Annotated in this window: 16 protein-coding genes; 14 read left to right on the top strand and 2 right to left on the bottom strand. The window is 70.1% G+C overall.

Annotated features, from left to right (window positions below):
• The first annotated feature begins 5 nt into the window (after positions 1-5).
• The 8 genes from G6045_RS10125 to G6045_RS10090 all read left to right on the top strand — a co-directional run bounded on the left by G6045_RS10125 (position 6) and on the right by G6045_RS10090 (position 13,202).
• A complete protein-coding gene (locus tag G6045_RS10125; protein WP_165331531.1) occupies positions 6-1,229 on the top strand; it encodes a hypothetical protein in 1,224 nt (407 codons plus the stop codon).
• Between the two features lie 48 nt (positions 1,230-1,277).
• Positions 1,278-2,045 (top strand): TIGR03936 family radical SAM-associated protein, encoded by a 768-nt coding sequence (locus G6045_RS10120; RefSeq protein ID WP_165331523.1) that lies wholly within the window; start codon positions 1,278-1,280, stop codon positions 2,043-2,045.
• Positions 2,046-2,297: 252 nt separating this feature from the next.
• A complete protein-coding gene (locus G6045_RS10115) occupies positions 2,298-6,290 on the top strand; it encodes a ribonuclease E/G (protein ID WP_165331522.1) in 3,993 nt (1,330 codons plus the stop codon).
• 341 nt (positions 6,291-6,631) lie between these two features.
• The gene (locus G6045_RS10110; RefSeq protein WP_165331521.1) at positions 6,632-7,738 is read left to right on the top strand and encodes a DegT/DnrJ/EryC1/StrS family aminotransferase; all 1,107 of its coding nucleotides are present in this window, start codon (positions 6,632-6,634) and stop codon (positions 7,736-7,738) included.
• Position 7,739: 1 nt separating this feature from the next.
• Positions 7,740-8,765: a Gfo/Idh/MocA family protein gene (locus G6045_RS10105; RefSeq protein WP_328707721.1), complete on the top strand. Its 1,026-nt coding sequence runs from the start codon at positions 7,740-7,742 to the stop codon at positions 8,763-8,765.
• Positions 8,755-10,296: a glycosyltransferase family 4 protein gene (locus G6045_RS10100; protein ID WP_235967757.1), complete on the top strand. Its 1,542-nt coding sequence runs from the start codon at positions 8,755-8,757 to the stop codon at positions 10,294-10,296. The genes G6045_RS10105 and G6045_RS10100 overlap by 11 nt, the downstream gene beginning before the upstream one ends.
• Positions 10,293-11,909 carry a glycosyltransferase family 2 protein gene (locus G6045_RS10095; protein ID WP_165331520.1) on the top strand — a complete coding sequence of 539 codons (1,617 nt, stop codon included), beginning with the start codon at positions 10,293-10,295 and terminating at the stop codon, positions 11,907-11,909. Before G6045_RS10100 ends, G6045_RS10095 begins: the two co-directional genes overlap by 4 nt.
• A 9-nt stretch (positions 11,910-11,918) precedes the next feature.
• A complete protein-coding gene (locus G6045_RS10090; protein WP_165331519.1) occupies positions 11,919-13,202 on the top strand; it encodes a nucleotide sugar dehydrogenase in 1,284 nt (427 codons plus the stop codon).
• Between the two features lie 98 nt (positions 13,203-13,300).
• Here the strand turns inward: G6045_RS10090 and G6045_RS10085 are convergent, their stop codons facing one another.
• Positions 13,301-14,860, bottom strand: coding sequence for a glycosyltransferase family 4 protein (locus G6045_RS10085; RefSeq protein WP_165331518.1), 1,560 nt, complete (start codon positions 14,858-14,860; stop codon positions 13,301-13,303).
• Between the two features lie 154 nt (positions 14,861-15,014).
• Positions 15,015-15,611, bottom strand: coding sequence for an acyltransferase (locus G6045_RS10080; protein ID WP_165331517.1), 597 nt, complete (start codon positions 15,609-15,611; stop codon positions 15,015-15,017).
• 207 nt (positions 15,612-15,818) lie between these two features.
• Here G6045_RS10080 and G6045_RS10075 point away from each other — a divergent pair, with 207 nt between their 5' ends.
• The 6 genes from G6045_RS10075 (at position 15,819) to G6045_RS10050 (ending at position 21,875) form a co-directional block, all read left to right on the top strand.
• Entirely contained in the window at positions 15,819-16,886 is a 1,068-nt protein-coding gene (locus G6045_RS10075; RefSeq protein WP_165331516.1) for a glucose-1-phosphate thymidylyltransferase, read from the top strand.
• Positions 16,883-17,884 (top strand): dTDP-glucose 4,6-dehydratase, encoded by a 1,002-nt coding sequence (gene rfbB, locus G6045_RS10070; RefSeq protein ID WP_165331515.1) that lies wholly within the window; start codon positions 16,883-16,885, stop codon positions 17,882-17,884. The genes G6045_RS10075 and rfbB overlap by 4 nt, the downstream gene beginning before the upstream one ends.
• Positions 17,881-18,780 carry a dTDP-4-dehydrorhamnose reductase gene (rfbD, locus tag G6045_RS10065; protein WP_328707720.1) on the top strand — a complete coding sequence of 300 codons (900 nt, stop codon included), beginning with the start codon at positions 17,881-17,883 and terminating at the stop codon, positions 18,778-18,780. The genes rfbB and rfbD overlap by 4 nt, the downstream gene beginning before the upstream one ends.
• Positions 18,777-20,369: a glycosyltransferase family 2 protein gene (locus G6045_RS10060; RefSeq protein WP_165331514.1), complete on the top strand. Its 1,593-nt coding sequence runs from the start codon at positions 18,777-18,779 to the stop codon at positions 20,367-20,369. Before rfbD ends, G6045_RS10060 begins: the two co-directional genes overlap by 4 nt.
• Positions 20,370-20,388: 19 nt before the next feature.
• On the top strand, positions 20,389-20,985 hold the full coding sequence (gene rfbC / locus G6045_RS10055) for a dTDP-4-dehydrorhamnose 3,5-epimerase (RefSeq protein ID WP_165331513.1): 597 nt from the start codon (positions 20,389-20,391) through the stop codon (positions 20,983-20,985).
• Positions 20,986-21,080: 95 nt separating this feature from the next.
• Positions 21,081-21,875 (top strand): class I SAM-dependent methyltransferase, encoded by a 795-nt coding sequence (locus tag G6045_RS10050; RefSeq protein WP_165331527.1) that lies wholly within the window; start codon positions 21,081-21,083, stop codon positions 21,873-21,875.
• Positions 21,876-21,931: the final 56 nt, after the last annotated feature.

The following is a 21,931-nucleotide window of genomic DNA, read 5'->3' as shown; positions in this document are numbered from 1 at the left end:
GCCCTGTGCCCCCGCCGGCCGACGGACCCGAGGGCTGTATTGCGGCGGCGATCAGGATTCCCGTACGGATCGTCGTGCTCGTGCTCGTCGTGCCCGTGCGGATGGTGTGGGACGCGCTGGTCGTGGGTGGGAAGTTTGTGCAGCGGACGCTGCTGCTGCCTGTCGGGCGGGCGTTGGCCTGGCTGGGGCGGGTGCTGTTCGTCGTGCCCGTGGTGTTCCTCTGGGAGCAGGTGCTCGTTCCGCTCGGGCATGGGCTCGGCTGGCTGGGGCGGATGCTCGGGGTCGGGCTCGCCTGGGTCGGCAAGGCGGTGTTCGTGTGGCCGTGGGTGGCGCTGTGGCGCTATGTGGTCGTGCCGGTGGGTGCCGGTGTCGGCTGGCTGGGGCGGGTGCTGTTCGTCGTGCCCGCCGTCTGGCTGTATGCGTACGTTCTGACGCCGGTCGGGCATGGGCTCGCCTGGCTGGGGCGGATGCTCGGGGCCGGGCTCGGGTGGCTGGGCAAGGCGTTGTTCGTGTGGCCGTGGGTCGCTCTGTGGCGGTACGTGCTCGCCCCCGTCGGGCGGGGGCTGCTCTGGCTCGGGGCCGTGGTGCTTGCCGGGCTCGCGTGGATGGGGCGGGTGCTCGTCGTCGCGCCGGCCGTGTGGCTGTACGCGTACGTCCTGACGCCTGTCGGACACGGCATTCTCTGGGTGGGCCGGGGGATCGGGACGCTGTTGCGGTGGATTTTCGTCGTGCCCGTCGTCGCTCTGTGGCGCTGGGTGCTCGTGCCCGTCGGGAAGGGGCTCGGCGTCGTGGCGCGGGAGGTCGGCGACGCGCTCGGGCACGCCTGGCGTGTCGCCGGGCGGATCTCGCGGTCTGTGGGCCGGGCGATCGGGACGCTGCTGCGCTGGATCTTCGTGGAGCCCGTGCGGTGGGCGTACCGGACGGTTCTCACGCCCGTCGGTCATTTCGTACGGGATGCCGTCCTCAGGCCGGTCGGCCAGGCGGTGCGTGAGGCCGGACGCAGTGCGCGCAAGGCCCTTGCCGCGGCCCGCGAAAGCGCCCGGCAGACCCGGGCCGACGTACGGCGGATGCTGTTCGGCGCACCCGCTCGTGAGGCCGCCCCCATCCCCGTACAAAAGCACCGGCGGGAACCGGCCGTCGCTCAGGCACGTACTCTAGGTAGCAGTACGACCGCACCTACACACCAGCCGCTGCCGAACGCGGCGGCGGTGAAGTTCACGAAGGACTGACTGACACTGGGCAAGCGACAGCCCGAAGGCCCGCCGCCCGCACCCGCGGTGCAGCGCATCCGACTGCGTTACACCAAGCGCGGCCGCCTCCGGTTCACCAGCCACCGCGACTTCCAGCGCGCTTTCGAGCGCGCCCTGCGTCGCGCCGAGGTCCCCATGGCGTACTCGGCGGGCTTCACGCCGCATCCCAAGGTGTCCTACGCCAATGCCGCACCCACCGGCACGGGCAGTGAGGCCGAGTATCTGGAGATCGCTCTGACGGAGAAGCGCGACCCCGCGCAGCTCCGTGTCCTCCTCGACGAGTCGCTGCCTGACGGGCTCGACATCACCGAGGCGGTCGAGGCCCGGATCTCGGGTCTCGCGGACCGGCTGCAGGCTTCGGTCTGGGAGTTGAGGCTCGACGGTGTCGAGCTCGCGCAGGCCCAGGCCGCCGTGAAGGCGTTCCTCGATGCCGAGTCCGTCGAAGTCGGACGGCTCACGAAGAACGGCATGCGCACCTTCGACGCCCGCGGCGCCGTCGCTGATCTGCAGGCACTCGAATCCCGGGCTGATAGGCCGGGGGCTGAGCCCTGTGCGATACTGCGGCTGGTTGTAAGGCATGCATCGCCTGCCGTACGACCCGACGACGTCCTGTCCGGTCTCCGAGCCGTAGCCGACTTGGTGCCGCCGGTCCCCGCTGCGGTGACCAGGCTGGCCCAGGGGCCGTTCGACGAGGATTCCGGCACGGTGACCGACCCGCTCGCGCCCGACCGCGAGGCGGCCGCGCCCTCCACCCAAGAGGACGCAGAGCCGACCGCCGCGGCAGCGCAGGGCTAAGGAAGGTTCCGTAGGGACGGTCGCCGAACCGCGCAGCCCTTGTACTCGGGAGCCACCTGGGTCGGGCCGCGCACCGACCACCAGACTTTCGCCAGGCCGTGCGTACCGCGTATCGGAACCGGCGAGACAGACACATACAGCTCCCGTGCGGCGCCCGCGCCTGCCGGACGAGCGGCCTGGTTCAGTACTGCCGGCCGCGGACGTCATCGGCACCGGCGCGGCGCCCGGGAGCGTGACGGGAGAACCGCCCGCATGCTCGAGCCGACCGAACCCGGTACGTCCGGGGACGCCGAGAACAACACCGCACCTGGCGACAAGCTGCCGCCGCGCCGCCGGCGCCGCGCCGCGTCCCGCCCGGCGGGACCGCCCGTCGCGGCCACCGCGTCGGACGCGCCGGCCATACCGGCCGCCGAAGTAGCCGCCGAGCCCGCCACCGTCGAGCCCGTCGCCGCGGAGGACCCCGTCGCGGACGAGGCCGCCGTCGAGGCGCACGAGGCCTCCGTCGAGGCACAGGCCGAGGAGACCCCCGCGCCGCGCACCCGCCGTCGCGCCACGCGCCGCGCTTCGGCGCCCGCAGGGGCACCGAAGGCTCCGGAGCCGGCGCCTGTCGCCGAAGAGGCCGCCGACGAGGAGTCGGAGGCCGTCGAGGAGACCGCCGCCGTGGCCGAGCCGGTCGTCGAGGAGCCCGCGCCCCGCGCCCGCAGCCGCCGTCGCGCCACCCGCAAGGTGACCGCGCCCGAGGCCGCCGCCGAGGAGAGCGCCGAGGCCGCCCCGGTTCAGGCCGAGCAGGCCGCCGACGTACAGGAAGAGAAGACCGGGGCCGAGCAGGCGCCGGTCGCCGAAGAGGCCCCCGCGAAGGGCCGTACGCGCCGTCGCGCCACCCGCAAGGCGACCGCGCCGTCCGGTGCGCCCGCCGCGAGCGAGGAGCCGGAGGCCGCACCGGCCGTCGCCGCTGCTCCCGCGAAGGACGAGCCGGCCGCGGAAGCGTCTGCCCCCGTGGCCGAGGAGCCCAAGGCCGCCAAGGCCACCCAGTCCGCCAAGGCCACCCAGTCCGCCAAGGACGAGGCCGAGGAGACGCCCCGCCGGGGCCGTCGTCGCGCCGGCCGTAAGTCCGGCGCGCTCTTCTCGGAGCCGGCCGCCGCCGACAAGTCCGGCCAGGACGAGAGCGCCGACGAGGCGCCCGCGCGGTCCGCGCGCCGGCCCGCCGTCGCCGTGTTCCAGGCGCCGGTGTTCACCGAGCCGATGTTCCAGACGCCCGAGCGCGCCGCGGCCGCCGCTGCCGCGGAGGCTGCGGAAGCAGACGAGGAAGAGGTCGCCGAGCCCGCCGAGGTCGCCGAGCGCGCCCCGCAGGCCGAGGAGCAGACCGAGGCACCCGCCGGCTCGCGCCGTCGCCGGCGCCGCCGCGGTGAGCCGGCCGAGCCGGTCGCCGAGCCGGTGCAGGAGACCACGCAGGCGTCCGACGAGGACGTCGCCGCCGACGAGCAGGACGATGTCGAGAGCGCCGAGGGCGAGTCCGCCGAGGGCGACGACTCCGAGGACCAGGGCGGCCGTTCGGGCCGTCGCCGCCGTCGTGGCGGCCGTCGCCGCCGTCGCGGTGAGGCCTCCGACCAGGACGGTGGCGAGGACGAGGACGCCTCGGACTCCGCCGATGAGCAGGACGGCGCCGAGGCCTCCGACGAATCCGACGAGTCCGATGAGGACGACGCGGAGCACGGGGACCGCGACGCGGGCGGTTCGAGCAGCAGCCGTCGCCGTCGCCGGCGCCGGCGTCGCACCGGTGACAGCCCGGCGGACAGCGAGCCGGGCGACGGTGACCCGGAGCGCACGGTCGTCAAGGTGCGCGAGCCGCGCGCCAAGAAGTCCGAGAGCGAGCAGGCCAGCGACGAGGTCCAGTCCATCAAGGGCTCGACCCGCCTGGAGGCCAAGAAGCAGCGCCGCCGCGAAGGCCGTGAGCAGGGCCGCCGTCGCGTCCCGATCATCACCGAGGCCGAGTTCCTGGCGCGCCGCGAGGCCGTCGAGCGCGTGATGGTCGTGCGTCAGCACGGCGAGCGCACGCAGATCGGCGTCCTCGAGGACAACGTGCTCGTGGAGCACTACGTCAACAAGGAGCAGGCCACCTCGTACGTCGGCAACGTCTACCTGGGCAAGGTCCAGAACGTGCTGCCGTCGATGGAGGCCGCGTTCATCGACATCGGCAAGGGCCGCAACGCGGTCCTGTACGCCGGTGAGGTCAACTTCGAGGCGCTCGGCATGGCCAACGGGCCGCGCCGTATCGAACAGGCCCTGAAGTCGGGCCAGTCGGTCCTCGTGCAGGTCACCAAGGACCCGATCGGTCACAAGGGTGCCCGTCTGACCAGCCAGGTCTCGCTGCCCGGCCGCTACCTCGTGTACGTGCCCGAGGGTTCGATGACCGGTATCAGCCGCAAGCTCCCGGACACCGAGCGCGCGCGTCTGAAGACCATCCTCAAGAAGATCGTCCCCGAGGACGCGGGCGTCATCGTGCGCACCGCCGCCGAGGGCGCGAGCGAGGACGAGCTGCGCCGCGATGTCGAGCGGCTCCAGGCGCAGTGGGAGGACATCCAGAAGAAGGCGAAGCAGATCTCGACCTCGTCGCCGAGTCTGCTGTACGGCGAGCCGGACATGACCGTCCGCGTCGTGCGCGACATCTTCAACGAGGACTTCTCGAAGGTCATCGTCAGCGGTGACGAGGCCTGGGAGACCATCCACGGATACGTGTCCCATGTCGCCCCCGACCTGGCGGACCGGCTGTCGAAGTGGACCTCCGAGGTCGACGTCTTCGCCACGTACCGGATCGACGAGCAGCTCGCGAAGGCGCTCGACCGCAAGGTCTGGCTGCCGTCCGGTGGTTCGCTGGTGATCGACAAGACCGAGGCGATGATCGTCGTCGACGTCAACACCGGCAAGTTCACCGGTCAGGGCGGCAACCTCGAAGAGACCGTGACGAGGAACAACCTCGAAGCGGCCGAGGAGATCGTGCGCCAGCTGCGGCTGCGCGACCTCGGCGGCATCGTCGTCATCGACTTCATCGACATGGTCCTCGAGTCCAACCGGGACCTGGTCCTGCGCCGGCTGCTCGAATGCCTGGGCCGTGACCGTACGAAGCACCAGGTCGCCGAGGTCACCTCGCTGGGTCTGGTCCAGATGACGCGTAAGCGCGTCGGACAGGGCCTGTTGGAGTCCTTCTCCGAGACCTGCGTGCACTGCAACGGCCGTGGCGTCATCGTGCACATGGAGCAGGCCACCTCCGCCGGTGGCGGCGGCAAGCGCAGCAAGAAGCGCGGCAAGGGCGGCACGGACCAGCACGAGCACACGCACGAGGCCGTCGAGCCGGTCGAGCCCATCGAGTCCGCTGCCGAGGTCGCCGCCGAGGTGGCGGCGCCGGTGAAGCTCGACGAGCCTGAGTTCCGTCCGGACGAGGAGCTGTACTCCAGCGCCGCCGAGGCCGAGGCCGCGGCGTCCAGGGGCCGTTCGCGGCGCCGGGCCACGCGCAAGGCGACGGCTCCGGCGGGTTCGCCGAAGGCGTCCGAGGCGAAGGCCGAGCAGGCCAAGGTCTCCGAACCTGAGGTCTCTCAGCCCAAGGCGGATGAGCCCAAGGTCGAGCAGCCGAAGGCCGAGCAGCCCAAGGCCGAGGAGCCGAAGGCGGTCGAGGCGGAGCAGGCGCAGGCCGAAGAGGCCAAGCCGGTCACCGAGGACGCCGCGCCCAAGGGCCGTACCCGTCGTCGGGCCACCCGGAAGGCGACGGCTCCCGCGGGGGCGCCCAAGTCCGCCGAGGAGGCGCCCGCGGCTGTCGTGGTCGCCGAGCCGGAGCCTGCTCCCGTGGCGGCCGAGCCCGAGCCCGTACAGGAGAAGCCCGCCGAGGAGCCCGTGCAGGAGAAGGCCGCGAGCGCTGCCCCGGCCCGTCCGCGGCGTCGCGCCGTGCGCAAGGCGTCCGCGCCGACGACGTCCGAGGACGCCGCCGTGGTGGTCGTGCCCGCGACCGGCGGCGAGCCCGAGGCCGCGTCCGCGGCGGAGGCCGAGGAGGCGGCGCCGGCCAAGAAGGCCGCGCGCAAGACGGCCAAGAAGGCCACCGCCAAGAAGGCCGCGACGAAGAAGACCGCGGCGGCCAAGAAGACGGTGGCCAAGAAGACCGCGGCGAAGAAGTCGACCACGAAGAAGGCGACGGCGAAGAAGACCTCGGCGGCCGAGCAGCAGACGCTGCCGTCGGTGTCGGCTCCGACCGACTGACTTCAGGCTCCTCCGTGCAACTAGGCGGCCTGCCCCGGTTCATCCGGGGCAGGCCGCTTTGCTGTGTGGCCGGAGTGACATTTCTTGCTGGTTACGAACTTAAAGACCGTGTGAAAACTCCTGGTACCCTGGCGCCCGTTGAGACTGAGTTACTCCGCCAGATGTTCACATCTGCGCGATCAGTCGCCTTCCATGAACGGCCGGCGGGGGCTTGGGCGTTTGTGTGCGAAAGAAAAGCCTTGAGGTCGGCCACGTGCCGGGGGACTGGTCTGTCCGAACCGACATCCACTTCCCCTCACCTCGAACAGTGCGCCCACGAGGTGCTGAAGGGGAGGGTGGCCATGTCTGGCGCCAACAATCAACCGATACCCGCCGCGAAGCCTGTCATCGGTGAGGACGAGATCGAGGCGGCGGTACGCGTGCTCCGCAGCGGGCGCGTCGTTCAGGGCCCCGAAGTCGCCGGTTTCGAGGAGGAGTTCTCGGAGCTGGTCGAGGGGCGGCACTGCGTCGCCGTCAACTCGGGCACCTCGGCGCTTCACCTGACCCTGCTCGCCCTCGGTATCGGACCGGGCGACGAGGTCATCGTCCCGTCGTTCTCCTTCGCCGCCTCCGCGAACGCCGTCCGTCTGGTCGGCGCCGACGTGGTCTTCGCCGACATCGAGCCGGGCAGCTTCGGGCTCGACCCGGCAGCGGTCGAGGCCGCCATCACGCCGCGCACCGCGGCCGTCATGCCGGTGCACCTGTACGGCCACCCGGCCGCCATGGACCGCTTGATGCCCCTCGCGCAGCGGCACGGTCTCGCGGTCGTCGAGGACGCCTGCCAGGCGCACGCCGCTGCTCTGAACGGCACCCCCGTCGGCGCCTTCGGCACGGCGGGCACCTTCAGCTTCTACCCGACGAAGAACATGCACGCCCTGGAGGGCGGCATGATCACCACGGCTGACGCCGAAGTCGCGCGCACGCTGCGCCTGCTGCGCAACCAGGGCATGGAGCAGCGGTACGCCAACGAGATCGTCGGCGCGAACATGCGGATGACCGACGTCGCGGCCGCCATCGGCAGGGTCCAGCTCGGCAAGCTGGGCGGCTGGACCGAGCGCCGCCGCGCCAACGCCGCCTACCTGGACGAGCACCTCACGGGGCTCGTCACGCCGCCGGTCGCCGAGGGCGCCCGGCACGTGTACCACCAGTACACCGTGCGCGTGGAAGGCGACCGGGACGCCGTACAGGAGAAGCTCACCGCCGCCGGTGTCGGCAACGCGGTCTACTACCCCACCCCCATCCACCGGCTCAAGCCGTACTGGGAGCCGGACCAGAAGGCCGGCCGTGCGTGGGACCTGCCGGAGACCGAGCGCGCGGCGGCCGAGGTCGTCTCGCTGCCGGTCCACCCCTCGCTGACCGAGGGTGAACTCGAGCGCATCGTCGCCGCTGTGAACGGTCTGGGGAACTGACGTGAACGCTGAGAAGTCGCTGCGGGCCGGACTCGTCGGCCTGGGATCGATGGGACGCCACCACGCGCGCGTCCTCGCCGGCCTCGACGGGGTGGAACTGGTCGGCGTCGTCGACCCGATGGGGGACAAGAACGGCTGGGCCCAGGGTGCTCCCGTCCTGTCCACCGTCGAGGAACTGCTGGAACTCGGCGTCGACTACGCCGTCGTGGCCTGCCCGACGGCCCTGCACGAGGAAGTCGGTCTCCAGCTCGCCGGGGCCGGTGTCGCCGCGCTGATCGAGAAACCGGTCGCCGACTCGGTCGAGGGCGCCCGCAAGCTGGTCGAGGCCTTCGAGTCGCGCGGCCTCGTGGCCGGCGTCGGTCATATCGAGCGCTGCAACCCGGCGCTGCGCAGCCTCCGTTCCCGTCTCGAGGCCGGTGAGCTGGGCGAGATCTTCCAGGTGGTCACGCGCCGCCAGGGCCCGTTCCCGCACCGCATCGCCGATGTCGGCGTGGTGAAGGACCTCGCCACCCACGACATCGACCTGACGGGCTGGGTGACCGGTCAGACGTACACCTCGATCGCCGCGCACACGATCCACAAGAGCGGCCGCCCGCACGAGGACATGGTCTCCGCCGTGGGCCGGCTGTCCGGCGGCGCGATGGTCAGCCACCTGGTCAACTGGCTGAGCCCGCTCAAGGAGCGCTTCACCTCGGTCACGGGCGAGCGCGGCACGTTCATCGCCGACACCCTCACCGCGGACCTGACGTTCTACTCGAACGCCGCCGTGACCACCGAGTGGGAAGCGCTGCAGGCCTTCCGCGGTGTTTCCGAGGGCGACATGATCCGGTACGCGATCCCGAAGCGGGAGCCGCTCCTTGTGGAGCACGAGCTGTTCAGGGACGCCGTTCTGGGCGAGCCCGCGGACATCTGCACGCTGCGGCAGGGGATGCGGACGGTCGAGGTGGCCGCGGCCGTGCTCGAATCCGCTGCAACCGGACGGTCGATGGAGCTCAAGGCGGAGGAGTTCGCGGGTCATGGCGTCTGAGGTCACGCCGGTGCCGTCGCGGGGCCGGATCGTCATGCTGGTCGACAACGGCGTCAACGGCGATTCCCGAGTGCAGAAGGAAGCCCGTTCGGCCGCCGAGGCCGGCTGGGATGTCGTTCTGCTCGGCCGGTCGCCCGACAAGAAGGAACACACCTGGCAGATAGGCGACGCGCAGGTGCGCCTCGTGCGGGTGCCGGCACCGCTGAGGCGCCGTCGGCACGAGTACCGGCGTGCGATCCTGCGCGCTCCGCTCGCCTACAAGCCCGGCCCGCTCGCCGCGTATCGCAAGCAGAAGGTGAAGGCCTGGCGCGCCGATCTGAGTATCCGGCTCGTGCTCGCCCGGCGCAGCGGCGGACTTGGCGCGCTGCGTCTGCTGCCCGCGCGCCTCGCCGCCAGGCTGCTCAGCCGCTGGGTGGGGCTGCGTCATCGGCAGACGCGGCGGCTCGACGAGCGGCGCAAGGCGATGACCTCGCCTCTCGACCGCTTCACCACGGCCTTCTGGCAGCGCACCATGGGCGACCGCGCCTGGCGCCGGCTCGACCCCGGTCTGTGGGACTACGAGTTGGCGTTCGGCAAGGAGATCGACGCGCTCAAGCCGGACGTGATCCACGCCAACGACTTCCGGATGCTCGGAGTCGGCGCACGGGCGAAGCTGCGGGCGTCGGCCAAGGGCCGCACCATCCCGCTGGTCTGGGACGCGCACGAGTTCCTGCCCGGCCTCAAGCCGTGGGACCCGCATCCCCGTTGGCATGTCGCGCAGTGCGCCCATGAGAAGGAGTACGCGCGCCACGCGGACGCCGTGACCACCGTCTCGGAGACGCTTGCCACGATGCTGGCCGAGCGGCACGGGCTCTCCGAGCAGCCCGCCGTGGTCCTGAACGCTCCCGACGGCGAGATCTCGCCCGAGCAGGCGGCCGAACCGGTCCCCGACCTGCGGGAGCAGTGCGGGATCGGCCCTGACGTCCCGCTCTCCGTGTACAGCGGTGCGGCCGCGCCCCAGCGAGGGCTCGACATCATGGTCGAATCGCTGCCCCGGCTCGAGGGTCTGCACGTGGCGTTCGTCGTGCTGCGGCCGAACTCCGACTACATGCGGAGCCTGCGGACGCGCGCCGAGGAACTCGGGGTGTCGGACCGGGTGCACATCCTGCCGTACGTCCCGCACTATCAGGTCGTGCCGTTCCTCTCGTCCGCGGATATCGGCGTCATCCCCATCCACCACTGGCCGAACCACGAGATCGCCCTGATCACCAAGTACTTCGAGTACTCGCACGCGCGTCTGCCGCTGGTGGTCAGCGACGTGAAGACGATGGGCGACATGACCGTCAAGACGGGTCAGGGCGAGGTCTTCGAGGCGGAGAACGTGGACGCCTACGTCCGGGCGGTCGAGGCCGTGCTCAAGGACCCCAAGAAGTACCGGGACGTATACGAGACTTCGGGCCTGCTCGAGCAGTGGACCTGGGAGCACCAGGCGGCGGAGCTGGACGCGGTGTATACGAAGCTGGTGACGGGATCTTCCAGGGGAGAGAGATGAGCCGAACCCCCGATGTCACCGTGGTGGTGGCGGTCTACAACACCATGCCGTACCTCACGGAGTGCCTGAACTCCCTGGTGGAACAGAGCATCGGTCTCGACCGCCTGGAGGTCGTCGCCGTCGATGACGGCTCCACAGATGACAGCGGTAAGGAGCTCGACCGCTTCGCCGAGCGGTACCCGGAGACCTTCAAGGTCATCCACCAGGCCAACTCCGGTGGCCCGGCTGCCCCCAGCAACCGTGCCCTCGACGTGGCGACCGGACGGTACGTCTATTTCATCGGTGCGGACGACTACCTCGGGAACGAGGCGCTCGAGCGCCTGGTCGCCAGTGCCGACGAGAACGGCTCCGACGTCGTCGCCGGCAAGATGGTCGGCACGAACGGCCGTTACGTACGCCAGAAGCTCTACGAGGCCAACGCGTCGTCGCTCTCGCTGTTCGACTCGGATCTGCCGTTCGCGCTGGCCAACACCAAGTTGTTCCGCCGTGAACTGGTCGAGAAGCACGAGCTGCGCTTCCCCGAGGACCTGCCGGTCGGAAGCGACCAGCCGTTCACCATCGAGGCATGCTTCCGGGCCCGCAACATCTCGGTCGTCGCCGACTACACGTGCTACTACGCCGTGAAGCGCGGCGACGCCAGCAACATCACGTACCGGGCGAACCACCTGGCACGGCTGAAGTGCACCGCGGAGATCATGCACTTCACGGCCCGGCTCATCGAAGCCGGACCGCGCCGTGACGCCGTGTTCGAGCGGCACTTCGTCTGGGAGCTCGCCAAGCTGATCCAGGACGACTTCCTGGAGCTCGACCGCGAGACCCAGCAGGAGGTGTGCGCCGGCATCGCCGAGCTCGCCGACGCGTACTTCACCGAGGAACTGCGCGACTCCATGGACGTCAAGCGCCGTGCCCGCATCTGCCTCGCGCAGGGGGGAGCGGTGGACGAGCTGACCGAGGCGATCAGGGACGAGGCGCGCCGTGGCACGCCGACCTTCCACGTCGAGGGCCCCAGGGCGTACGCCGCCTACCCGGGCTTCCGCGATACACGGCTCGCGTTGCCGGACCGCTCCTTCGAGCTGATGGAGGAGAAGGTGCCGGGGCGGCTCGCCAAGGGCACCAAGCTGCTTGCCGCCGCCTGGGAGCAGGAGGGCGACGGCCTGCACGTAGCGCTCTCCGTACGCATTCCCGTCACCGGTGACACCGAGGGCGCCGTGATCCGGCTGGCCGATGGCGCCATGCCCAAGAGTGCGGACAAGCCCGGGGCGATGGTGGTGCCCGATGACCGTGAACTGCCGGATCCGGTGGGCGAGTTCCGCACCGAGGCGGACCCCGAGGGTACGGTGCTGCACGCCCGTATACCGGTCGGCGCGATCCACGCCACCCGAGGTGTTCGCGTATACCTGCGCCTGGCCGGGCGTACGTACGAGATACCGGTCAGGGGCAAGGGCGAACCGATGCCGCTGGCCAGACGGTGGCGGCGCGCGGATCCGTACCGGGTGTCCGCCACGGTGAACAAGAAGGGCCGCATGGTGATCACCACAGGTCCGCTGTTCCCGGTCCAGAAGTCACTGGGATCGCGGCTGCGCTCCCGGCTGTTCGGCTCCAAGAGGAAGTAACCACCACTCATGAACATCTGCGTAGTCGCCCTCGGCAAGATCGGGCTGCCGCTCGCCGTGCAGTTCGCCGCCAAGGGGCACCGGGTGATCGGCGCCGACGTCAACGAGAAGGTCGTCGAGCTGGTCAACGCGGGGACCGAGCCCTTCCCCGGCGAGTTCGACCTCGACCGGCTGCTCAAGGAGACCGTCGGCGCGGGCCTGCTCACCGCCACGACGGACACGGCCGCCGCGGTCGCCGAGTCCGACGCCGTGGTCGTCGTGGTGCCGCTGTTCGTGGATTCCGAAGGCGTGCCGGACTTCGGCTGGATGGACGCCGCGACCAAGGCGATCGCGGCCGGTCTCAAGCCGGGGACCCTGGTCTCCTACGAGACCACGCTGCCCGTCGGCACCACCCGTGACCGCTGGGCGCCCATGCTCGCGGAGGGCTCCGGTCTGACCCCGGGCGAGGACTTCCACCTGGTCTTCAGCCCCGAACGCGTCCTGACCGGGCGGGTCTTCGCCGATCTGCGCCGCTACCCGAAGCTCGTCGGCGGTATCGACGAGGCCTCGGCGCGCCGTGGTGTGGAGTTCTACGAGGCCGTGCTCGACTTCGACGAGCGTGCGGACCTGCCGCGCCCCAACGGCGTCTGGGACCTGGGCACTTCGGAGGCCTCCGAGATGGCCAAGCTCGCCGAGACGACGTACCGCGACGTCAACATCGGTCTGGCGAACCAGTTCGCGCGCTTCGCCGACAAGACCGGCATCGACGTGAAGAAGGTCATCGAGGCCTGCAACTCGCAGCCCTACAGCCACATCCATCAGCCCGGTATCGCGGTCGGCGGCCACTGCATCCCGATCTACCCGCGGATGTACCTGTGGAACGACCCCGAGGCGACCGTCGTGCGCTCCGCGCGCGAGGCGAACGCGGCGATGCCCTCGTACGCCGTGGATCTGCTCGCGGCCGCGTACGGCGACCTGGCCGGCGTGAACGTCCTGGTTCTGGGCGCGGCCTACCGCGGCGGCGTCAAGGAGACGGCCTTCTCCGGCGTCTACGGCACCGTTGAGGCGCTCAAGGAGCGCGGCGCGGTCCCGTTCGTCTCCGACCCGATGTACACGGCGCAGGAGCTCACCGCCCACGGTCTGCCGCCGCACAACGGTGAGCAGGTCACCGCGGCGATCCTCCAGGCCGACCACGCCGAATACCGTGAGCTGGCCGCCGCCGACCTGCCGGACGTGCGCGTCCTGGTCGACGGCCGCCGCACCACGGACCCGGCCCGCTGGGAAGGTGTACGCCGCGTCGTCATCGGCGGCTGAAGTCCGTACCCCTGAACGCGAGGTGGGCCCGTACAGCGCTGCTGTACGGGCCCACCTCACGTTCGGCCGCGGCCAGGGCCTGTCTTGTTGATCAGGCCCTAGCTCTCGCCGCGGCCGCCGAGCAGGATCCGGTCGAAGTCCGCCAGCGGGGACCGCGGGTCCCAGGTGGCCGAGGCATGCGCGGAGGCCTCCTGGGTGAGGTCGAGCCAGGTCTCCTCGTCGGCTGTGGCGGCGAGGATCCGCTCGGCGGCCTCGGCCGGGGTCGTGACGATCCAGGACGCGGGGAAGAGCGTACGGGCGCCGTGCGGCTTGCCCGCGAAGTACGGCCAGTCGCGGACGACCGGCACCGCCCCGCTGGCCGCACCCTCGATCAGACCGGCGTGCCAGCTCTCGCGGACCGAGGTGCTCAGGATCACCCCCACCTCCTGAAGCGCGCCCGGCACATCGGCGGTCTGCCCGATCTGCCGTACCGCACCCTCGGCCTCCAGCGGACCGAGGTCCGCGAGGAAGGCCTCGTGATAGCGGGCGGTCGCGGCGGATCCCGCGGCGCCGAGCGGGCTGCCGACGGTGTGCAGCACGTAGCGGGGGTCCTTGTGGCGCAACAGTTTCAGGACCTCGAGCGCCCAGCGGGGGTCCTTGGCGACCTGGCTGGTGCCGACGAGCCCCAGAGTGAAGCGCGCGTCGGGCTTCTTGGGCCGGGCGAAACGGTCCAGGGGAACCACGTTGGAGACCACATGGAGCCGGGGCCCGTCCGGCTCGGCCAGGCGGGGTACCGCCGCCACGCACAGCTCGCGCAGATGCTCGCTGACGAAGACCAGGTCGTCGACGCGGGAGAAGTCGGCCACATGGGGCCAGTAGCCCAGGGCCTCGAAGCTGTGCAGCCGGACGACGATCCGGGTGGTGCCCGGGTCGACCCGGGTGAACAGGGTCGCGGCGGCCGTGCACCAGTCGACGAAGACGACATCGGCCCAGTCGAGATGCGGACGCAGCGCCGCCTCGGCGGCCCGCGTGTACGCGCCGTCCCCGGCCACCGCGTGCCGCACCAGACGGCCCACGCCTCCGGACAGGGGCTTGAGTTCGGGGTCGGCAGCGGTGTTGAGCAGCCGGAGCTCGACGTCCGGGTCCTGCTCGTAGCGCTGCAGGAGCGGGCCCAGGAAGTTCGCGTTGTTGCTGTGGGCGATCAGGAGCCGTACCGGCCGGCCCGCCTCGGGAGCGGCTGCCGGGCTCTTGCGGCCGCGCGCCTTGCGCAGCGCACGTGCGGTCCTGCTCCGGCGCAGCGGCCCCGTGAACGCGGCGGGGTCCTCGGCCAGCGGCGAGGCGCCGTTGTCGAGGTGGGCCACGCGGTGGAAGGCCAGCATCAGCGCCTTGGTGAGCGAGGCGGCGGCCTCCTTCTTGCGGCCGGCGGCGAACTCCGCGTCCGCCCAGGCCAGCTCGGCGGCGTAGGCCTGGCGCAGATGCCGCGGGACGTACCCCTGTGCCAGCCGGGCCTGGGCGGCCTCGGCGAGCAGATCGGCCTTGCGGCGGGCGTCCCGTTCGCGGTGGGCCACGACGCCGAGGATCCGTTCGGCGAGGAACGGGCGGGGGACCCGGCCCATGCGGGAGACGGCCCATCCGGCGATGCCTGTGAGCCCGCCATCAGAAACATCCGGTGTCGGCACGGTGAACTCCATGGTCGGCGCAGAGACTCGGACCGTACGGATTTTCGGAGCCGAGCGGAAGCCCTGGGTGGGCACGGGTTCGATCCTCGGGAGCGCTCATGGCGCGCCCCCGAGGCGGGGAGCGGCTGCTGGGACCTGTCTTGCGGATCGGGCCCTAGGCCGGCCGCTCCGTCAGCGTCCCGTCCTTCTCCTCGTACCGAGCCCCCGTCTGCGGGCACTCCCACACCCCCGCCGCACGCTCCACGAGCTTGACGCCGGAGCGGCCCACCCAGCCGGCCTGGCGTGCGGGGACGCCCATGACCAGGGCGAAGTCGGGCACGTCCTTGGTGACGACCGCGCCCGCCGCGACCATGGCCCAGCGGCCGATACGGACCGGGGCGACGCACACCGAGCGCGCGCCGATGGAGGCGCCCTCGGCGACCTTCACGCCGACGGCCTCCCAGTCGCCGCCGCGCTTCTGCTTGCCGTCGGGGTCGACGGAGCGCGGGTTGTGGTCGTTCGTGAAGACCACCGCCGGGCCGACGAAGACACCGTCGGCCAGCTCCGCGGGCTCGTAGACGAGGGCGTAGTTCTGCAACTTGACGTTGTCGCCGATCTGCACGCCGGTGCCCACATAGGCGCCGCGGCCGACCACACAGCCCTCACCGAGACGGGCTCCCTCGCGGATCTGGGCAAGCTCCCAGACGCTGCTCCCGGCGCCGATCTCTGCGGTGTCATCGACCTGGGCGGTGGGCTGGACCCGGTAGTTCACTGGCTTCTGCCTTTCCATATGCGCTCGACCGGCGAGCTTACGCGTGGGCCGACGAGCCTGGGGAAGGCGTCGAACCAAGTAATGAAGGGGCGAAGCTTGTGAATCTTCGACCATGGGTGAGGCTAAGGTAAGGGCCCGAGCCTGACTGTGAGTTCTGACACCATGGGGACAGGATCCCCGTCACTTGCGAAGTATGGGGGGCCATACGTGAAGGCGCTCGTGTTGTCCGGAGGTGCGGGCACCCGCCTGCGCCCCATCACGCACACCTCGGCCAAACAGCTTGTGCCGGTCGCCAACAAACCCGTGCTCTTCTACGGTCTCGAAGCGATCGCCGACGCGGGCGTCAGCGAGGTCGGCATCGTCGTCGGGGACACGGCGGACGAGATCAGAGAGGCCGTGGGGGACGGCTCGCGCTTCGGACTCGACGTCACGTACATCCCGCAGGACGCGCCGCTGGGCCTTGCCCACGCCGTGCTCATCGCCCAGGACTTCCTCGGCGACGACGACTTCGTCATGTACCTGGGCGACAACTTCATCGTCGGCGGCATCACCGCTCTGGTGGAGGAGTTCCGCGCCGAGCGGCCCGACGCGCAGATCCTGCTCACGAAGGTTCCCAACCCCACCTCCTTCGGCGTCGCGGAGCTCGACGAGGCCGGTGTGGTGGTGGGCCTCGAGGAGAAGCCGAAGAAGCCGAAGAGCGATCTCGCGCTCGTCGGTGTGTACCTGTTCACCCCGGCGATCCATGAGGCGGTGCGCTCCATCGAGCCGTCCTGGCGCGGCGAGTTGGAGATCACGCACGCCATCCAGTGGCTGATCGACGGCAAGCGCGACGTGCGCTCCACGACGATCTCCGGCTACTGGAAGGACACCGGAAACGTCACCGACATGCTGGAGGTGAACCGTTCCGTCCTGGAGACCCTGGAACCGCTCCAGGAGGGCACGGTCGACGAGCGCACCGAGATCATCGGCCGGGTGCGCATCGAGCAGGGCGCCAAGGTCTGCGGCAGCCGGATCGTCGGGCCCGTGGTCATCGGCGCGGGTTCCGTGATCAGTGACGCGTACATCGGCCCGTTCACCTCCGTCTCCGAGAACTGCCGCATAGAGGACAGCGAGATCGAGTACTCGATCGTCCTCTCCGGCTCCTCCGTGACCGGCGTGCGCCGGGTGGAGGCCTCGCTGATCGGCCGCGATGTCGAGGTGACACCGGCGCCCCGCAACCCTTCCGCCCACCGGCTCGTGCTCGGTGATCACAGCAAGGTGCAGATCTCTTCATGACCGAACGCTCCACACCCGCCAGGATTCTCGTGACCGGTGGCGCCGGCTTCATCGGCTCCCACTACGTCCGTACCGTCCTCGGCCCGGAAGGCCCCGGCGACGTCTCGATCACCGTCCTGGACAAGCTGACGTACGCGGGCAACCCGGCCAACCTCGACGAGGTGCGCGAGCACCCCGGCTTCGCCTTCGTGCAGGGCGACATCTGCGACCCGGAGCTCGTCGGCAAGCTGATGGCCGAGCACGACCAGGTGGTGCACTTCGCCGCCGAGTCGCACGTCGACCGTTCCATCGACGGCGGCGCCGAGTTCGTCCGTACGAACGTGGTGGGCACGCACACCCTGATCGATGCCGCCCACCGGACCGGCGTCAAGACCTTCGTGCACATCTCCACGGACGAGGTCTACGGGTCGATCGACGAGGGCTCCTGGCCCGAGACGCATCCGCTCGAGCCCAACTCCCCGTATTCGTCGGCCAAAGCGTCCAGCGACCTGATCGCGCTGTCGTACCACCGCACGCACGGCCTGGACGTGCGCGTCACGCGCTGCTCCAACAACTACGGGCACCACCACTTCCCCGAGAAGGTCATCCCGCTCTTCGTGACCAACCTGCTCGACGGCAAGAAGGTCCCGCTGTACGGCGACGGCGCCAACGTCCGCGACTGGCTGCACATCGACGACCACGTGCAGGGCATCGAGCTCGTACGGACGAAGGGCCGCCCGGGCGAGGTCTACAACATCGGCGGCGGCACCGAGCTCTCCAACAAGGAGCTCACCGGACTGCTGCTCGAAGCCTGCGGTGCCGACTGGGACGAGAGCGTCGAGTACGTCGAGGACCGCAAGGGACACGACCGGCGCTACTCGGTGGACTGCACCAAGATCCGCGAGGAGCTTGGCTACGTCCCCCGCAAGGACTTCGCCGACGGCCTGGCCGAGACCGTCCAGTGGTACCGCGACAACCGCGCCTGGTGGGAGCCGCTGAAGGAGCGTGCGGCCCTGTGAGCGGCATAGGCGGCTGGCTGGTGACCGGCGCGGGCGGCATGCTCGCCCAGGACGTCCTGGCCCGCCTCGCGACCGAGGGCATCCCCGCCGTCGCGGTCACCCGTGCCGACCTGGACATCACCGATCCCGCCGCGGTACGGGCCGTCCTGACCGAGCACCGTCCGGCCGTCGTGGTGAACTGCGCGGCCTGGACCGCCGTGGACGACGCGGAGACCCGGGAGGACGAGGCGCTGCGGATCAACGGGGACGGACCGCGCCATCTGGCCGAGTCCTGCCGGGAGTTGAACACTGTTCTCCTGCACGTCTCCACGGACTACGTCTTCCCTGGCGACGCCGACAAGCCGTACGCGGAGGACGCGCCGACGGGCCCGCGCGGCGCGTACGGCCGCACCAAGCTGGCCGGCGAACAGGCGGTCCTGACGACGCTCCCCGACACCGGATTCGTGGTCCGTACGGCGTGGCTGTACGGCGCGGGCGGCGGCAATTTCGTCCGTACGATGATCAAGCTCGAGTCCGTCAAGGAGACCCTGGACGTCGTCGACGACCAGCGCGGTCAGCCCACGTGGACCGTCGATCTGGCCGACCGCCTGGTGCGGCTGGGGCAGGGCGCACGGGCGGGCACCGCTCCGGCCGGGGTCTATCACGGCACCAGCAGCGGTGAGACGACCTGGTTCGGACTCACGCAGGAGATCTTCCGGCTCCTCGGCGCCGACCCCGGGCGGGTCCGCCCGACCACGAGCGAGGCGTTCGCCCGTCCGGCGCCGCGGCCGGCGTACAGCGTGCTGGGGCACGAGCGCTGGCGGCAGGCCGGCATCGAGCCGATACGCGACTGGTCCGAGCGGCTCGGCTCCGCGATGCCCGTGTTGGTCCCTGAGCCCCAGGAGGGGAATTCATGACCGTCAAGGTCAGCGTCGTCATCCCGGTGTACAACGCGGGCATCTACATCGAGCGCCCGGTCGACTCGATCCTGAAGCAGGCGCTGCCGCAGGACGAGATCGAGGTGATCTTCGTCAACGACGGATCGACCGACGATTCGGCGGAGCGGCTCCAGGCTCTGGTCGACAGGACCGAGAATTTCCGGGTGTTCTCGATACCGAACTCGGGCTGGCCGGGGCGCCCTCGTAATTTGGGTGTCTCGCACGCGCGCGGCGAGTACGTGCATTTTCTCGATCAGGACGACGCCTTGGGGCCGAAGGCGCTGCAGGTCATGTACGAACGTGCCGTGCAGAACGATTCCGACATCGTGGTCGGAAAGGTGAAGGGCAATATGCGCGGCCCCATTCGCCTTTTCCGGGAGTCGGTCGACCGCGCCGGTCCTGAGTTCGCCGAGCTGTACGAGACGCTCACTCCGCACAAGATGTTCCGCCGTCAGTTTCTGCTCGACAACGACATCACCTTCCAGGAAGGGCGCTGTCGTCTCGAGGACCAGATGTTCCTGGCGAAGGCGTTTCCGCTCGCCAAGAACATCACGGTGGTCGGCGATGTCGTCTGCTACGACTGGAGCAAGCGCGACGACGGCAGCAACAACAGCAAGGGCCGCACCGAGCCGTCGGACTACTATCCATGGCTTGCCACGACCGCGCAGATCGTCAAGGCCAACACGACACCGGGGCCGGTGCGCGACGCCTTCCTGAGGCGCAACTACCGGGTCGAGGTCCTGCGGAACTCGGCGACACCGGGCTTCCTGAGGGGCGACCCCTTCTACATGAAGCACTACGAAGCGGCACGGAAGGTGGCCGTCGAGGAGTACTCGGATTCCGTCCGCGAAGGTCTGCCGCCGCTGTGGCGGTTCCGCGCCGAACTGCTCGAGGCCAACAGGGTCGAGGATCTGCGCAAGGTGGCCAATCGCTACAAAGACGCCATCGGCGAGGTCGAGTTCAGCGAACCGCTGCGTTGGCACGAGGGCACGCTGGTGGCGCCGTTCCGCGCCCGGCTGCGGTACGCGGACGGCGCCACGGTGAAGGCCAGAAGGCTGGACGACGGCTACGGCCTCGACCTTGCCCTGGTCCAAGGGGTCGACGGCGGGCCCGACTGGTCCTTCAAGGACATCGAGAACCGGGCGGCGGTGGATTTCCAGCTCCGTCAGCGGGGCAGGGCGCAGGCCTGGTTCGCCGCGGTCGAATCCGATGTGGTGGTCGCCGCCGACGGGACGGTCGAGATCGAGGGAACCGTCCGTATCGACCCCGAGACCGCGGCCTGCGGCGGCCGGCTCCCCAAGGGGCTGTACGACGTGCACGTCAACGTCCAGTTGCTCGGGCTCGACCGGATGGTCCGCATCGAGGGCGGTCCGCCGAGCGCACTGCTGCCCTGCGGCGGGCGCCGGTCGCGACAGCACAAGATCCAGACCGTCCCCTACTGGACCCGCGACGGGCGGCTTGCCCTCGACGTCGGCGGGAACATGCACAGGGTGCTGGACAAGTGGGCGGGATCCAGGCCCTCTTGGCGCAGGCTCGCAAAGAGGGTCAAACGAGCTCTCACATCGTGACCCGGAGGTTTCCTACATCATGAAGTCCCTTTCCATCGAGGGTGCCTGGCTCCACGAACCCAGCGTCTTCCCGGACGAGCGCGGCAGCTTCCACGAGTGGTTCCGCGGGTCGGATTTCCGTGACAGCACCGGGCACGAGCTGTCGCTGGCACAGGCCAACTGCTCGGTGTCCGTCCGCGGCACCCTTCGCGGAGTCCACTTCGCCGACGTGCCACCGAGCCAGGCCAAGTACGTGAAGTGCGTGCGCGGCGCCGTGCTCGACGCCGTTGTCGACATACGCGTCGGCTCTCCCACGTACGGGCAGTGGGAGCTGGTCCGGCTCGACGACGAGACACACGCCTCCGTATATCTGTCCGAGGGCCTCGGACACGCCTTCCTGGCGCTGACAGACGACGCGACCGTTGTCTACCTCTGCTCCGAGGGCTATGCGCCGGCGCGGGAGCACGGCATCCATCCACTCGACCCCGAGCTGGGCATCGAATGGCCCGCGGACGTACGGCCGTTGCTGTCGGAGAAGGACGCCGCCGCTCCGACTCTGGCGGAGGCGGCGGCGCAGGGTCTGCTCCCCGAGTACGAGGACTGCATCGCGTTTCGTTCGGATCTCGGCAGGCAGTGAAGTTACCCAACGGTAAGTGTTTACTCGCCGGTCACCCGGCCGCTAGCTTCCGTGGATCGGTTTAATCGTCACCATCAGTGAAGGGCGCACTTTACGTGGATCGGCACGGTTTTCTCCGCCAGTTGCACAAGGTTTATCGCCCCCGTAATTACCTTGAGATAGGAGTCAATGACGGCCGCAGCCTCACGCTGTCGCGAGTTCCGTCCGTCGCCGTAGATCCGGCATTCAAGGTGACATCCGAGCTCAGTTGTGATGTGCACCTGGTGAAGTCCACGAGCGATGCCTTTTTCAACCGCCCGGATCCGTTGATCCACCTGCGCAACGGCCGCAACCCGTTCCGCGCGCTCGCCCGCCGCGATCCGCTGAACCTCGTCGGCGGCGACCCGCGGATCGACCTCGCGTTCATCGACGGCATGCACCTCTTCGAGTTCGCGCTGCGGGACTTCATGAACGTCGAGAAGCACTCGCGCTGGTCGAGCGTGATCGTCCTCGACGACATGCTGCCGCGCAACGTCGACGAGGCGGCTCGCGACCGGCACACGGGAATGTGGACCGGAGACGTGTTCAAGGTCGTGCAGGCGCTGCGGCGCCACCGTCCCGACCTCGTGGTGGTGGAGCTCGACACGAAGCCGACCGGTGTCGTCGCGGTCTTCGGAGCGGATCCCACGAGCACCGTACTCAAGGACAACTACGACAAGATCATCGAGGAGTTCCACTCCGAGGACCCGCAGGTGGTCCCGGAGGAGGTCCTGCTCCGCAAGAACGCCGTCCAGGGCGAGGCCCTGCTCACGGCGGACTTCTGGCCGGCCCTGACCCGGGCCCGCAACCTGCGCCGCCCCCGCTCGGCGTTCACGCCCATCCAGCGCAGCCTCAAGGCACTGACCGGCTGACGTCGGACGCCCTCGGGCCGGGAGCTCCCGGCCCGAGGGCGGGCCCCGTTGACACC

It is taken from the genome of Streptomyces mesophilus, from assembly GCF_011044995.1.
Classification (GTDB): Bacteria; Actinomycetota; Actinomycetes; order Streptomycetales; family Streptomycetaceae; genus Streptomyces; species Streptomyces mesophilus.
Note: the sequence above shows the minus strand (reverse complement) of the source record. Positions and strands in the feature narration are given on the sequence as shown.

Excerpts from the sequence above, each read along its gene's own strand:
- G6045_RS10115 (WP_165331522.1), top strand. The coding sequence starts at position 2,298 with ATGCTCGAGCCGACCGAACCCGGTACGTCCGGGGACGCCGAGAACAAC.
- G6045_RS10110 (WP_165331521.1), top strand. The coding sequence starts at position 6,632 with ATGTCTGGCGCCAACAATCAACCGATACCCGCCGCGAAGCCTGTCATC.
- G6045_RS10100 (WP_235967757.1), top strand. The coding sequence starts at position 8,755 with ATGGCGTCTGAGGTCACGCCGGTGCCGTCGCGGGGCCGGATCGTCATG.
- G6045_RS10095 (WP_165331520.1), top strand. The coding sequence starts at position 10,293 with ATGAGCCGAACCCCCGATGTCACCGTGGTGGTGGCGGTCTACAACACC.
- G6045_RS10090 (WP_165331519.1), top strand. The coding sequence starts at position 11,919 with ATGAACATCTGCGTAGTCGCCCTCGGCAAGATCGGGCTGCCGCTCGCC.
- rfbB (WP_165331515.1), top strand. The coding sequence starts at position 16,883 with ATGACCGAACGCTCCACACCCGCCAGGATTCTCGTGACCGGTGGCGCC.
- G6045_RS10060 (WP_165331514.1), top strand. The coding sequence starts at position 18,777 with ATGACCGTCAAGGTCAGCGTCGTCATCCCGGTGTACAACGCGGGCATC.
- rfbC (WP_165331513.1), top strand. The coding sequence starts at position 20,389 with ATGAAGTCCCTTTCCATCGAGGGTGCCTGGCTCCACGAACCCAGCGTC.